This window comes from Paraburkholderia sp. HD33-4, from assembly GCF_021390635.1.
Classification (GTDB): Bacteria; Pseudomonadota; Gammaproteobacteria; order Burkholderiales; family Burkholderiaceae; genus Paraburkholderia.
On the sequence record NZ_JAJEJS010000002.1, the window covers coordinates 333294 to 346332 of the forward strand.

Annotated in this window: 13 protein-coding genes; 5 read left to right on the forward strand and 8 right to left on the reverse strand. The window is 63.8% G+C overall.

What is annotated here, in order from left to right:
• Window positions 1–325: 325 nt before the first annotated feature.
• Both L0U84_RS21430 and L0U84_RS21435 read left to right on the forward strand, forming a co-directional pair.
• Window positions 326–856: a lecithin retinol acyltransferase family protein gene (locus L0U84_RS21430; protein WP_233852496.1), complete on the forward strand. Its 531-nt coding sequence runs from the start codon at window positions 326–328 to the stop codon at window positions 854–856.
• Between the two features lie 40 nt (window positions 857–896).
• Window positions 897–1148 (forward strand): hypothetical protein, encoded by a 252-nt coding sequence (locus L0U84_RS21435; protein WP_129961880.1) that lies wholly within the window; start codon window positions 897–899, stop codon window positions 1146–1148.
• 4 nt (window positions 1149–1152) lie between these two features.
• Here the strand turns inward: L0U84_RS21435 and L0U84_RS21440 are convergent, their stop codons facing one another.
• Complete coding sequence (locus L0U84_RS21440; protein WP_233852498.1) at window positions 1153–2031, reverse strand: LysR family transcriptional regulator; 879 nt, start codon at window positions 2029–2031, stop codon at window positions 1153–1155.
• A gap of 339 nt (window positions 2032–2370) precedes the next feature.
• Between L0U84_RS21440 and L0U84_RS21445 the strand changes: the two genes are divergently transcribed.
• Complete coding sequence (locus tag L0U84_RS21445) at window positions 2371–2862, forward strand: DUF4126 family protein (RefSeq protein WP_233852500.1); 492 nt, start codon at window positions 2371–2373, stop codon at window positions 2860–2862.
• A 141-nt stretch (window positions 2863–3003) separates the two neighbouring features.
• Here L0U84_RS21445 and tehA read toward each other — a convergent pair whose 3' ends face one another.
• The 5 genes from tehA to L0U84_RS21470 all read right to left on the reverse strand — a co-directional run bounded on the left by tehA (window position 3004) and on the right by L0U84_RS21470 (window position 9073).
• Window positions 3004–4029, reverse strand: coding sequence for a dicarboxylate transporter/tellurite-resistance protein TehA (gene tehA, locus L0U84_RS21450; RefSeq protein WP_233852502.1), 1026 nt, complete (start codon window positions 4027–4029; stop codon window positions 3004–3006).
• A gap of 163 nt (window positions 4030–4192) precedes the next feature.
• The gene (locus L0U84_RS21455) at window positions 4193–4543 is read right to left on the reverse strand and encodes a response regulator (RefSeq protein WP_233852504.1); all 351 of its coding nucleotides are present in this window, start codon (window positions 4541–4543) and stop codon (window positions 4193–4195) included.
• Window positions 4540–6039: an ATPase domain-containing protein gene (locus L0U84_RS21460; RefSeq protein ID WP_233856662.1), complete on the reverse strand. Its 1500-nt coding sequence runs from the start codon at window positions 6037–6039 to the stop codon at window positions 4540–4542. The genes L0U84_RS21455 and L0U84_RS21460 overlap by 4 nt, the downstream gene beginning before the upstream one ends.
• Before the next feature lie 421 nt (window positions 6040–6460).
• Window positions 6461–8194 carry a tannase/feruloyl esterase family alpha/beta hydrolase gene (locus L0U84_RS21465; RefSeq protein ID WP_233852506.1) on the reverse strand — a complete coding sequence of 578 codons (1734 nt, stop codon included), beginning with the start codon at window positions 8192–8194 and terminating at the stop codon, window positions 6461–6463.
• Window positions 8195–8572: 378 nt separating this feature from the next.
• Entirely contained in the window at window positions 8573–9073 is a 501-nt protein-coding gene (locus L0U84_RS21470) for a MarR family transcriptional regulator (RefSeq protein WP_233852507.1), read from the reverse strand.
• Between the two features lie 133 nt (window positions 9074–9206).
• Here L0U84_RS21470 and L0U84_RS21475 point away from each other — a divergent pair, with 133 nt between their 5' ends.
• Window positions 9207–10253: a squalene/phytoene synthase family protein gene (locus L0U84_RS21475; RefSeq protein WP_233852508.1), complete on the forward strand. Its 1047-nt coding sequence runs from the start codon at window positions 9207–9209 to the stop codon at window positions 10251–10253.
• 184 nt (window positions 10254–10437) lie between these two features.
• Window positions 10438–10686, forward strand: coding sequence for a hypothetical protein (locus tag L0U84_RS21480; protein WP_187610593.1), 249 nt, complete (start codon window positions 10438–10440; stop codon window positions 10684–10686).
• Window positions 10687–10963: 277 nt separating this feature from the next.
• Here the strand turns inward: L0U84_RS21480 and L0U84_RS21485 are convergent, their stop codons facing one another.
• Complete coding sequence (locus L0U84_RS21485) at window positions 10964–11278, reverse strand: DUF4148 domain-containing protein (RefSeq protein ID WP_129961872.1); 315 nt, start codon at window positions 11276–11278, stop codon at window positions 10964–10966.
• A 197-nt stretch (window positions 11279–11475) separates the two neighbouring features.
• A complete protein-coding gene (locus L0U84_RS21490; protein WP_233852509.1) occupies window positions 11476–13020 on the reverse strand; it encodes an alkaline phosphatase family protein in 1545 nt (514 codons plus the stop codon).
• Window positions 13021–13039: the final 19 nt, after the last annotated feature.

The following is a 13039-nucleotide window of genomic DNA, read 5'->3' on the forward strand; positions in this document are numbered from 1 at the left end:
GTTTCGCGGTTTCATCCGGAGCGCGCCCGATGCAATCGGTCGGCTCGCGACCAACAAGCCCGGATTCGAACAGGTGTGGGACCCAACACATTCATCGGCGTCCCACGCATTCTCCACTGACGTGAAATCGACGCGCGACACGAAGCTCAAATGAGCGTTGTGCGCCAACAGATCAGCGCGATTTCTGTTGGTCCCGTACTGACATCTACCTCTTCAGAAACCCGCTCGATCGGCCGGCAACCCCGTAAACAGGGGCCTTTCGGCACATGGCCCGGATGATGCAAAAGCTGTCGCAACAGTGTTGGAAATGCGAACGAGGCCAGCCATGAACACCCAAATGCTCGATACACGCGACGACGACCCGCAATCCGCAGCCGTTTGCGACACCGCATCATCGACGATCGATCTGCCGATCGGCGCCCATCTGGTTACGCAACGCAACGGCTACGAGCATCACGGCATCTATGTCGGCAATGGCCGCGTCGTGCACTACTCGGGCTTTGCGAGCTCCGCGCATCGCGGGCCGGTGGAGGAAGTCGAACTGGCGCGCTTCGCCGCCGGTCATTCGCTGTCGGTCCGGGCGACGCCGAGCGCGATCTACGTCGGCGCCGAAGCGGTGAGCCGCGCGCGCTCCCGCCTCGGCGAAAACCGCTATCGCCTGCTGACCAACAACTGCGAACACTTCTGCGCATGGTGCCTGCTCGGTGAAAGCCGCAGCGAACAGGTGCATTGCTGCCTGCGCCATCCGGGCACGGGCGTGCGCGCGCTGATGTGCCTCGTGAAGGCGTTTGTCGAGAGCGGCACGAGGAACGATCACCACGTCGCGCAGCTCGCGCAACTCGCGCTCGTCGCGTGAACGCAGCGCGCCGGGTACGGGACGATTCGAGGAGGGCATCATGGTTGCCGCGGAAAAGAGCTTGCATTGGGTCGTCGACAAATGGCTTGCGCCCACGCCGTCGATGCCCGCGCGCGTAGTGCGGTTCTGCCATCGCGCGTCGCAACAGCAGCGCTATGTATGTGTGCAGGCGTTGAAGCCGGAAGGCTTGCTGTCGATATTCTTCTTCCGTCACGGCGACGGTTCGTGGAACGTGTTTCCGCCCCAGGCCGAGCGGCCCGCGATGAACGGATGCTGCCGCACGGCCGCGTAGCAAGTCATTCGCTGCCCGCCGTGGCCGCTTCCTTCGCGAGCCACTGACTGAACAGCAGCATCGCCGGCGTCATCGGCTTGCCCTTCAGGCAGGTCAGCCAGTAACTGCCCGCCTTGACCTCGACGTCGAAAGGGCGCACCAGACGCCCGGTATTGATCTCCCGTTCGAACATCAACGCAGGCGCGAGCGCGATGCCCGCGCCCAGGATCGCCGCCTCCACCATCAGCCGCGACGAATCGAACACCGGCCCGCGCACCGGCCGCGGCGCGATGCCCGCAGCCGCGAACCAGTTCATCCAGTCGTCCATGCGGTACGAGCGCAGCAGCGTTTCGTTGGCGAGATCGTCGGGCCGCGTGAGGCGCGCGGCGATTTCGGGCGTGCAGAGCAGCGCGAGCGGCGCGTCGAGCAGTTTGGTGGCTAGCGAGCCGGGCCACGTGCCGTCGCCGAAACGGATCGCGAAATCGAGACCTTCGGTCGCGAGGTCGACGAGGTTGTTGTTGGTCAGGAGCCGCAGCTCGACGAACGGATGGGCGTCGCGAAACGACTTCAGGCGTGGCATCAGCCAGCCGACCGCGAACGTGCCGACTACGCCGACTGTCAGCACCTCGTGAAAATGACCGCCGTCGAATTGCTTGAGCACAGCCTCGATCCGATCGAACGCGTCGGACAGCACGGGCCGCAGCGCGAGCCCTTCGTCGGTCATCGCGAGGCCGCGCGGCAAACGCTTGAATAGCGCGGTGCCGAGCCGCTCCTCCAGCGAGCGGACCTGCTGGCTGACCGCGGCCTGCGTCACGTTCAGCTCTTGCGCGGCGCGCGTGAAGCTCAGATGCCGCGCCGACGATTCGAACGCGCGCAGCGCGTTCAGCGGGAGATACGGTCTCATGGTGCAGATGCAAGATTTTCTTGTGAGTGGGCTAACTTATCATCATCGGCCCGCTTCGCCGACTTCCTGTCGGTTATTCGCCAGTCGAATTGTGCGACACTAGGGCCACATCGATGGGGGCAATCGCCCGCCCGGCGCGGCGCCACACGCACGGTGGCGAGTAGGCAGTGAGGCGTCGGCATGGTGAGCAACGGTGAACGCGCACTGCGGATTGCCTCGATGTAGGTGGTGAGAAGTTGACTGTCCAGATGGAATGCTCGACATGTTCTGCCGACGTTCGTCCAGGTAAGCCGTCGGCTCGTGCAACCTTGCATCCTTGCCCTCGATCGGGAGTCCGCTATGTCCGTGTATGTTCTCGCCTTGCTCATTGGCGTCGTCGCCGGCCTTCGCGCGATGATCGCCCCCACCGCCGTCAGTTGGGCCGCGCGTCTGGGATGGCTGCCGCTGCAAGGCACGCCGCTCGCGTTCCTCGGCTTCGCGGCCACGCCGTATATCTTCAGCGTGCTGGCGCTCATCGAACTGGTCACCGATCAATTGCCCGAAACGCCGAGCCGCAAGGTGCCGCTGCAGTTCGGCGCGCGCATCGTGCTCGGCGCGCTGAGCGGCGCGGCGATCAGCGGCGCGCATGGCGGCCTCGCGGGCGGCATGATCGTCGGGGTGCTTGGCGCGGTGGTCGGCGCGGTAGGCGCGGTGATCGGCACGCTGGGCGGCGCGAAGGTGCGCAGTTCGCTCGCGAGCATGTTCGGACGAGATGCGCCCGCGGCGTTGATCGAGGACGTGGTCGCGATCGTCGCGGCTGCGTTGATCGTCGTGTCGTTGCACGGGTTCTGACACGTACGTCAACCCAAATGCAAACGCGGCGGGACGTTTTGCAAGTCGCCGCCGCGTTCTGTTGCTGAGTTCTGTTGCTGAGTTCTGTCGCCGGGTTCGGTCGCCGAGTTCGCCTGAGCGGCTGGCGTCGTTACCCGCCGCTCATTGAGCCCGGGCGATTCGAGCGGCCGTCGCGACTTGCCTGACCGGCGCCGCAGCCGCGCTCGAGCTTGCCGCCACGGGCGGGAGCAGCTTGTCTTGCACGAGCAGTTGAAGCGTCTTCACCGCCAGGATCGCGATGATCGCGTTCGACACCACGAACAGAACCGGTGCAGCGAATTCGATCGGACCCGTCGCGCCACGTTCGACGAGACGCAGCGCCATCGTCGGCAGCGCCGCCACGCCGAAGCTGAACGCCCAGTAGCCGGGCACGAACGCCTGTTGGCGGATCCACGGCAGCAAACGCAGCAGCATCAGAGCCTGATAGAGACCGTAGCCGAGCAGCGCGTAGGCGAACAGATCGGGCGTGCCGGTGGTGAGGCTCAGGTACGCGACGCCACCGACGACCGGCGGCGCGAGTTGCACGCCGAGGGTCGGGCGCAGCGCTTCGGGCAGCGGTTCATGGACTGCGGCGCGATGCAGGATCATCGATTCGAGCGCGAGCCACGCCAGCATGCCGCCGCCGAAAAACAGCGCGCCCAGCTGATGGAAACCGAATGCGGCCGAGCTCGCCGCCGCGACGAAACCCGATCCGACCGTCGGCAGATAGAGCGCCGGCGTGGTGAGCTCAGGCTTGCGGCCGCCTTGCCACAGCTTGCCCTGCAGATAGACGCCAAGCCCAAGCTGCGCGATCGCCGCGATGCCGTACAGCGTCAGTGCGAGGGTATGCGCGTACGGCTGCAGCAGTTGCGCGGCAAGCAGTGTCGAGATCGGTGCGAGCGCGACGAACGAAGACTGCACCGGATGGTCCAGTTCGGCGCGCGCGTCGGCGGTCTGCGCGAACCACTTGTGCGCATAGGCGAACAGAAGGATGACCCAGACGGCAAGCGCCGCAACCGTCACCACGCTGCCCGCGAGGGCCGGCAGATGCCACAGGCGGATTGCCACGCGCCACAGGTTGGCAAGCGCCAACGAGCCCACCGCGATACCTAAGAAGCCAGCGGGAACCGCACCACGATTGCTGTTCATGACGACCTCCGAAAGTTGCGACGCGCTACGGGTGTGTTGATTGGCGCGATCGATGGCCTACTGTAAAAGGCCACGGAGAATCACAGAACGCTGGAAGCGCTCGACAAATGGCGTGAACGTCTCAAGCCGTGTTTTGAGCGGGGCAAAGGGGGGAAGGCGGCGCTCAACCGCCCATGCGCACCAGCAGCGCCAGCAGTTGGTCGAACGAAAGCGGTTTGCGCGCGTACGCAATATACGGATTCGGCTGCGCCGGAATGTCCGATGCTGCACTGCACAGGATGATCGGAATATCGCGCAGCTGCGGGTCCGCGTACAGCGCCGCGCACAGCTGAAGGCCCGACATGACCGGCATCATGCAATCGGACACCACGATGCCGGGCCGGCTCGAGTGGATCAGTTCGAGCGCGACGGCGCCGTTCGACGCAGTTTGCACCGCATAGCCGTGTCGTTCCAGCAGCAGCCGCCACACCGTCAGGATGTCGAACTCGTCGTCCACCACCAGAATGGTTTTCATGGGGGGCTAGGTTTTCGCGGCGATTGCAGCGTGGCCGACAGGCCCGGCATCGATTGGGTGCCCGCGGCGCGCGGCGAGCCTTCGATCACGTCGAGTCCCTGCGACGAAATCGACAGTTCGCGCAGTGACGTGTCGTGCGCGCTTTCGCGTTGCTTGACCACGGAAATCATGCGCCGCAGTCCGCCTTCGGTTTCGGCGTAGCGCAGCAGCACGAGGTTTTCGGTCAGCGCCGACACGCGCACGGCCCTCGCGTGGCCCGAATCGCTGTACAGCGGCAGCTCCTCGGTGACGAGCGTCGTGATGGCCGCTTCGCGCAGCTGATGCAGCAGCGCATTCAGGAACAGGCCGAAGCGCTCGGTGCGCAACGCCGAATCGCGAAAGCCCTCGACGCCGTCGATCACGATGCGCGTCGCGCCGGTCTGCTTGACGGTGGCGAGCGCATTCGCGGCGATTTCGTCGACGGCGAGTTCGATCGCCGGCTGCCAAAGCACGGTCAGACGGCCGTCCTGCCACGCCTCGGCAAGCGGGATCGACACCGCTTCGGCTTTGCCGACGAGCCGCAGCGGACCTTCGTAGAAGCCGACATATACGCAGCGTTCGCCGCGTGCGAGGCCGGCCGCAATGAACTGCAGGCACAGCAGCGTCTTGCCGACGCCCGAAGGGCCGATCAGCGTGGTCGTCGAGCCTTGCGCGAAGCCGCCGCCGAGCAGGTTGTCCAGATGCGGCAAGCCAAAGCCGAGCCGTGCTTTCAGATCGACGGGGCCGGGCTGCGCCGCGCACTGCGCTTCGAGGCGCGGGAACATCAGCAGCCCGCTTCCGGTGATGCGGAAGAAGTGCTTGCCCATCAGATGATCGCGCGCCCGCATCTTGTGCACCTCGATCTCGCGCGCGCGACGCATGCCGTCGTGATAGCGGTTCAGCTCGATCAGACCATCCACCAGCGTGTGCTCGGGATGCGGCTCGTTGCCCGACAGCGGCGCGAGCAGCAGCGTCGTGCAGTCCAACGCGGCGACCAGCGCGTTCAGCTCGTGGATGAACTTCGACAGCGATAGCTCCGTTTCGCTGAATTCGCGCGCGCTGCGAAAGCCGTCGATGATCATCAGGCTCGGCCGGTAGTCGTAGATGCTCGACGCAATCAGCTTCAGGAAACCATCGAGCCCGTCCTGCATCAGCTCGTGATAGCCGGACACGAACAGCATCTGCTGCGCGACCGCGGTTTCGTCGAAGAAGCTCAGGCCTTTCAGGTGACCCAGCAGCTTGTCGTGCGATTCGGCGATCAACGTCATGTACAGCACTTTCTCGCCTTGGCGCACACGATGAAAACCGATCTGGCTCGAAAGGATCGTCTTGCCGGCGCCGGCCATGCCTTCTAGCAGATAGACGCCACCGCTCACCAGACCGCCGCCGAGGATCTCGTCGAAACCGGGCACGCCGGTTTCGACATTGCGTCGCGCCGCGTTAGGCCGGGCCGTTTCAGGTCGAGCCGCGTCAGGCATCGCCGCGTTAGACGGGCGAGGCGTGTTGGATGCGTCGGTAGTCATTGTCGATGTGTCGTTCAAAGTGCAAGCGACGGTCTGGTCGTGACCGTCCTATGCTCAACCCCGTTATGTCAGCAATCCCCGTTCCCGATCGCGAGCGATGGTGCCCCGCGGCGCGGAATGCGGGGATTCTATCCGGCAACCCGGCGCCTGGCGAACGGCCTGTGTTCGGCAGGGCGGTATGCGAGGGCGAAAAGGGCCACCGGCGAGGAGCCCTGTGCATGCAGCATCGGGAGGAGTGAAGTGCGCAGACCGGTCGAACTTGCAAACCGGTGCAACGAGTTGGCAAGGCAAGCCGCGCATGCCCGGGAGCCGCCTGCTGTCCTGCGTCGCGCAGGACAGCGGGCGGCTCGCCGTGGCCTCGCCGCCCCGCGTCAACCTAACTGCACGTGAAGCTGCTTGCCGAATCGACGCTGCCACCCGTGTAGCGCGCGACCTTCGGATACGGACACAGCGGCCGCGTGCGTCCCGTACCCCAGTTCGACGGCACGTCGCTGTTCGGCGTGGCGCTGCTCGCGTCGCGTGCGGTCGCGATCACGCTGTCGGGCGCCTTGCCCTGTTCGACCCACGCGATCATCGGCGTCAGCATGTCGAACTGGTCGGCACTCGGGCCACCGCTGCAGTGGTTCATGCCGGCGATCGTGTAGAGCCGCGCGAAGTTCGATGCGTCGCCGCCGTTGGCGGCCATCAGTTGCTGATACCAGGCGGTCGTATCGTTCGATGAGAACACCGGATCGCTGGTGCCGTGATAGACCATCAGCTTCGCGCCGCGCTGTTTCAATGCGCTCAGGTTGGTTTCGTCGGGCGGAGTCATGAACGACCAGGACGACTCGGTGTAGACGCCGCCGGTCGCGAAGATCTTCGGCGCGTCGTTGTCCATGCTGAAGTTCAGCGCATACGCCGACAACTGGCTCAATACCGACGCGCTCTGCGGCAGCGTCGTAAACGTGAACGCAGCGGCGGCCGGGTCGAGCGTGATCGAGTTCGCCTGCTTCCACGCGGACCATCCCGCTCCGAGGCCCGCGTCGTACGGGAAGCTCGCGTAGAGCGCGCTGCCCGTGCTATTGCGTGCGCCCGAGAACACGTTACCGATCGCGACTTTCTGCGCGCTCGTCAGACACGTGCCGTCGCGCACGTCGTTCGTGCAGGTCGGCACGTCGTTCGCGAGGCTGAAATTCGCCTGGCAGGCCTTGATGTCCTCGATCATGCCGTCGCTCACGCCGTCGAGCGCATCGCATTTGGACAGGATCTTCGAGGCGACCATCTGGCGTTCCGCCGCGGTGAAGCCGGTCGTGATGTCGGGCAGGCCGCTCGACGTGTTGGCGCTCGCCACCGTCGCGAGCTGCTGCGCGCTCCACATTTCGCCGATCGCCGCCTTCGGCAGATGGAAGCCGGGATCGCCGGCGATGATGCCGTCGTATTCCGCCGACGAGCGCGCGGCCGCGACCATCGCATGCCGGCCGCCATTCGAGCAGCCGTCGAAGTAGCTGCGATCGGGGCCCTTGCCGTAAGCGAGCTTGATCACCTGCTTGGCCATCGGCGTCAGTGTCGCGACCGCGTTGTAGCCGTAGTCGACGCGCGCCTGTGGATCGAGACCGAACAGCGGATTCTGCGTGGAGCTATGCCCCGCATCGGAGCTGATCACGGCGAAGCCCATGTTCAGCGCGTCGTTGGTCGGGCCGCCGCCGCCGATTTCGCCGGTCGCGGTGACGATGTTGCCGTCGAGGCCGCCGTTGGCCTGATAGAAGAAGCGACCGTTCCATGCGAGCGGCAGGCGCATTTCGAAGCCGATCGCGTAGGTCTTGCCGTCGACGCTGCTCACGCGTTGGTTCATGTTGCCCTGAATCAGACAGTGCTCGGCGATCGACTTGCCGGCCACCTTCAGCGTGCCGGCGGGCACGTCGGTGATCGTGGTGAACACCGTGTTCGCAAACGACAGCTTGGTGGCGAGCGCCGCACAGTTGCCCGCGAGCGTGCCGGGCGTCGCCGCGGCTAGTTGCGGCAGTGCGTTCGCGTCGGTGCTGCTCGTGCTGCTGATTGCGCTGGTCGTGCCGCCGCATGCGGCGAGCGCGAGCGCCGCGGCGGCCGCAAGTGCGATAGAGGTGCACTTCATGCGATGTCTCCTGTTGGAAAGAATGACGAATGCCTGCTGTGAAGTTTGTATATCTGCAGTAGTGCGAAACTAAACTTTTCGATGAGGTCGCGAGCGCGCGACAATATTCCGTATCTTTCGCATCAGTTGTACTTATTAATTGCTGTGAGCTTTCGGTGCTACGACACAATGCTACGGATGACGGCAGAACGCGGAGGCGAGCGGACCTGCGCGCCGCAATTCGCTCGAACGCAAGGCGATCACGACGCCGAGTTCAGACAGGCATCGAAGTCGCAGCGAAATCGCCCAGCGCACCGTGGGAAGAATTTAATATCAGGTAGGCTGAGAATACAAGCGTTAACCGTTCGGTGAAAACACCTATAGGGCGGCGCGTGAAAGTTAGCCGCGCAAATTGCGCACGAACGTTTCGAGGTGGGTTTGCACGCTGGTCGCGGTGTCGATGCCGATGTCGTCGAGCATCTGCTTTTCGATCGTCTTGACCGCCTGCTCGCATTCGCGCAGCACCGCGCGTCCCTCGTCGGTCAGTTTCAGCAGCACGATGCGCCCGTGCGTCGGGTCCGGCTCGCGACTTATCCAGTTGCGGTTCGCCATTGCGTTCATCACCTCATTGGCCGATTGCGGCGTGATGAAAGAGCGTTCGGCGAGCTGTGCATTGGACGCCTGGCCGTTCGCTTCAAGCACCGACAGCGCGGTGAACTGCGCCAGCGTAAGGCCGAGCGGCGCGAGCGCTTCGCTCATGCGGCGCCGCAGGATGCGATCGAGGCTGCCGATCACATAGGTCAGGCGCAGGTTCGAACGACGGCTGCGAGTGGCGCCGGCTTCGGCGGACGGCTTCTGATTCTTGTTCATGGTGTACCGGGTGACGGGTCTAGTCCGCATCTTAGCGCGCCGCGCGCCGGGTGCCGTAAGGGTCCGGCGGTGCCCTGCCATCGGCCGCGCGTGGCCGTATACAATTCGGCAGCGCCCGATCCCCGCGGGCTTTCACCCGCCTATTTGCCAACCAGTCCAACCCATGCCGAATCCGACCCGGGCCTTTCTTCTCGGCCCGCTCCTGAAGGGCGTTTCACGCTCCTTCTATCTGACGCTGCGTGTGCTGCCCATCGGCATGCGCGATCCGATCGGCCTTGCGTATCTGCTCGCGCGCGCGGCCGATACGATTGCGGACACCTCGCTGATTGCTCCGGGTCGACGCCTCGAATTGCTGCTCGCACTGCGCGATCAGGTCAATGGCGTGGCCGTCGACAGCGCGCCGTTCCACCGTATCGCCGCGGAGGTCGCGGGTCAGCAGTCGCAGTCGGATGAAAAGCTGCTGCTCGAATCGTTGAGCCCCGCGCTCGACGTGCTCGCGCAACTGAGCGAGTCAGACCGCCACGCGGTGCGCGCGATCGTCACGACGCTGACCGAGGGCATGGAATTCGATCTGCGCACGTTCCCGGACGAGCGCTCCGGCCAGCTCGCGGCGCTGCGCGAATACGACGAACTCGATCGCTATACCTATCTGGTCGCGGGCTGCGTGGGCGAGTTCTGGACCACGATGACTTACGCGCACATGCCGGGCACGCTGAAAGAACGACCCGACACGATGAAGCAGCGTGGCGTGCGTTTCGGCAAGGCGTTGCAGATGACCAACGTGCTGCGCGATTGCGGAAAGGACTTGCGCATCGGCCGCTGCTATCTGCCGCAGAGCATGCTCGAAGGCCACGGTCTGAGCGCGCGCGATCTGCTGCAACCGGCCAATTCGATGCGCGCGCGGCCGCTGCTCGTCGAACTTCTGCGCAAGACGCTCGATCATTTCCGCGCGGCGCTCGACTATACGCTTGCGATTCCGGCGAGCGCCGTGCGCCTGCGGCTCGCCTGCCTGTGGCCGATCCTGATCGGCCTCGACACCCTGCTGCTGCTCGCGGATAACGACGCGTGGCTCGATCCGGCGAAAGTATCGAAGGTGACGCGCCGTGACGTGTATCGGATCATTGCGTCGTCGCTGCTGCTGGTGCCGTCGAATGCGCTGGTGCGCAATGCGATCAATAGCCGCATCGCGCGGATCGAAACGCGACTGTAGGCGTAAACGCCTACGCTTGCACGCACGTCTGTGCGCATCGAATAAAACTGAATCGCTTCAAGGCACTACGAAACACCCGAAGTACCAGCTATTTATTCTGGATGATTGAATCGTCAACAATCGGGAAAGCCCTAGGCCACTGCGTTCGCGCTTCGCGTTAGTCTTTTCGAAAAGGAGGCGACCTATGCGACAAGCGTTCAATATTGCGTTGGTGCTTTTGCTTGGCTATTTGATGGCGGATCGTGCGTTGATGCGTGCGCAGGCGGGCGAGGTCGGCACGATTACGTGTCACCAGGGCGCGGCGCTCGTCAAATCGGACGCGTTGAAAAAGGGCTTTGGTGACGCTGGCGCGAGCGCGCAGAGCGAGAGCTTCCTGTCGAGTTGCCTCGTGACCGGGCGCGGCCAGGTCGGCGATCTGATCGCGCGCGACTGAGCGCCGGCAGCTGAGGATTCGTCGCGGCGCACGCAGAGCGCCGCGAAAAAGCGCCCAGACCGTGAAGGCCTGGGCGAAGTCATCGGGAGTCCGATGACGGAGGTAACCACATATGAACTGGCCCGCGCTCGGAAATACCCGAGCTGCGGGCCAGTTCATTTGAATCGGGGTGCGCGTCGCAAGGACGCGCTACTCGGAAGGGCTAGCGGTTCGTGTCGCCGTAAGGCTTCGTGGCGACACAGCTATCGAGCTTGACGAACCGCCTGCTGCCAACCGCTTACTGACCGAAGTAGACCGACTTCGGGCCAGTCGTCGGAGCCGGATGGCTCGTTTGCGACGTACCGCTCACCACACCACCGAAGCCAGTAGCGGCCTGGCCGACGCCGTTTTGCGCGTCGACGCGGGCTTGCGCTGCCTGGATGTCAGCCGGGTAGTGCGGGTCGGCGTGACCAGGTTGATAGCCGGCCTTTTCCAGTTGGACCAGTTCGGCGCGCACCTGGGCGCGGGTCACGGGCTGGTTGGCTTGTGCGAAAGCAGCGACCGGGGCGGCGACAGCGACGGCGATGACAACGGCTTGAATCAGCGATTTCATGATATTTACCTCCAGTTCAGGGTTTTATCTTGCTGCGAACTTGCTTGTTCGTAGTCAGTGATTGCATTGTAAATAGGCGAACTGGACGGAGTAAGTCGTGATACAGGTAATGTTTGTTGCGAAAAATGATATAAAACGACGGAACTTTTAGGGTTAACGCGTAAGCGTTTTGTGCGCTGCCGCCGCTATGCGGCGTGCTATTTCTGCGCGACCGGACTGACGTCAGAGGCCGTAGCCTTCGCATCGTTTCGCGTGATGGCCGACGTCGTGCCTCCGACCGATTGCCGCAAGCGCGTGAACGCCTGGCTCGTGCGCGCATCGCGCTGGTCGCGTGCGTCGTAGAAGTCCTTGCTGAGCCATTGGCCGAGACTCATCATCAGCGAGCCCAACGCGCTCTTGAAACGCACCCATGCGTTGCCGGTGCGCGCCAGTTGCGCGGCCGCCTCGACCGCCTCGGCGGCGAGCCGATCCAGTTCCGCGTGCAGAAAGTCGGCGAAATGATGCAGGCCATGCTGGTTGCCATTCGACGATTTGCGCTCCAGCTCGACGTGCTCCGCAATCAACGATTGATTGGGCACGCGAATAAACGGCGGCGTATCGGTTCTCACGCCGTCGCCTCGGCGAATCGCCACGCCGAGATTGGCGGATGCCGCGGTGCGCTTGCCGAGCGGTGGCATTTGCCACTTGTCGCACAGGTACTTCAGCAGGCTGCAATGATCGAATCGTTCTTTGCACACGTCGGCTTTGCACCACGGTGACACGAGGATCGCGGGAACGCGTACGCCCAGTCGTTTGAAATCGAAGCTCGTGGTGTGGTCGTCGGGTGCGACCGCATCGGCCGGCGGCGATACGTGGTCGTAGAAACCGCCGTGCTCATCGTAGAGGATCACCAGCAAGGTGCGCTCCCACAGCGCCTGATTCGAGCGCAGCGCATTGTAGGTATCCGCTATCAGCTTCTCCGCCTTCATGATGTTGTGCGGCGGATGATCGTCGTTTTGCGCTTCGCCGAAGTACTTCGGCTCGATCAGCACGAATTGCGGAAATTGACTGGCAGGTCCCGCCGCGTCCTCGAAGAACTTATCGAAAGAGCGGTAATTCGCGAGGTTTTCCGCGCGTCGCTGGTTCTTCAGCAGCAGCGAAGCGGGAAAGTCGTAGAAATAGACGCTCCAGGTTTTGCGCGCGGCGTTCAGCCGATCGAAGATCGTGTCCTGGTCCTGCTCGGTGTACCAGTGCGGCTCGAGCCCGTCGAGTCCCGAAGGCATTCCGATCTCGCCTTTCGAGGTACCTGTCAGCGCGAAAAAACGGTTGGGCCACGTCGGCCCAGGCAATGACGAGAACCACTGGTCGCACACGGTGAATTGCGAACCGAGCGTGTGCAGCGCAGGCAGAAAGCCAAGCGGGTAGTAGCCCATCACGTCTTGCCGCGCGGCGAGGCTGCTCTTCGGGTAGTCGTTCACGAACGAACGCACGAAACCGCTGTTGTCGGCGGCGATCTGTTCCATCACGGCCTTGTGCTCGTGATTCGGATCGTGCTTCATCTGCCGCTCGCGCGTCTCAAGCGGAAAGAAGGTGTGGCCTTGACCGTCCGCGTTCGATTTGCCGGCCGCGTTGCGTACACCGTCCAGTTTGTCGTGCACGGCGTCGAGGCAACCGAGCATCTGGTCGAATGAGTGATTCTCCATCAGGAGCAGCACGACGTGTTCGATCGGATCGTTCTGCGCGTTCTGCTCGACGTCACTCATCTTGTATCGCTCCACTCGG

Bases quoted from the DNA above. Each gene is read 5' to 3' on its own strand.
- tehA (WP_233852502.1), bottom strand. From the start codon at position 4,029: ATGAACAGCAATCGTGGTGCGGTTCCCGCTGGCTTCTTAGGTATCGCG.
- L0U84_RS21455 (WP_233852504.1), bottom strand. From the start codon at position 4,543: ATGAAAACCATTCTGGTGGTGGACGACGAGTTCGACATCCTGACGGTG.
- L0U84_RS21430 (WP_233852496.1), top strand. From the start codon at position 326: ATGAACACCCAAATGCTCGATACACGCGACGACGACCCGCAATCCGCA.
- L0U84_RS21475 (WP_233852508.1), top strand. From the start codon at position 9,207: ATGCCGAATCCGACCCGGGCCTTTCTTCTCGGCCCGCTCCTGAAGGGC.
- L0U84_RS21440 (WP_233852498.1), bottom strand. From the start codon at position 2,031: ATGAGACCGTATCTCCCGCTGAACGCGCTGCGCGCGTTCGAATCGTCG.
- L0U84_RS21490 (WP_233852509.1), bottom strand. From the start codon at position 13,020: ATGAGTGACGTCGAGCAGAACGCGCAGAACGATCCGATCGAACACGTC.
- L0U84_RS21465 (WP_233852506.1), bottom strand. From the start codon at position 8,194: ATGAAGTGCACCTCTATCGCACTTGCGGCCGCCGCGGCGCTCGCGCTC.
- L0U84_RS21460 (WP_233856662.1), bottom strand. From the start codon at position 6,039: ATGCCTGACGCGGCTCGACCTGAAACGGCCCGGCCTAACGCGGCGCGA.
- L0U84_RS21480 (WP_187610593.1), top strand. From the start codon at position 10,438: ATGCGACAAGCGTTCAATATTGCGTTGGTGCTTTTGCTTGGCTATTTG.
- L0U84_RS21485 (WP_129961872.1), bottom strand. From the start codon at position 11,278: ATGAAATCGCTGATTCAAGCCGTTGTCATCGCCGTCGCTGTCGCCGCC.
- L0U84_RS21435 (WP_129961880.1), top strand. From the start codon at position 897: ATGGTTGCCGCGGAAAAGAGCTTGCATTGGGTCGTCGACAAATGGCTT.
- L0U84_RS21470 (WP_233852507.1), bottom strand. From the start codon at position 9,073: ATGCGGACTAGACCCGTCACCCGGTACACCATGAACAAGAATCAGAAG.
- L0U84_RS21445 (WP_233852500.1), top strand. From the start codon at position 2,371: ATGTCCGTGTATGTTCTCGCCTTGCTCATTGGCGTCGTCGCCGGCCTT.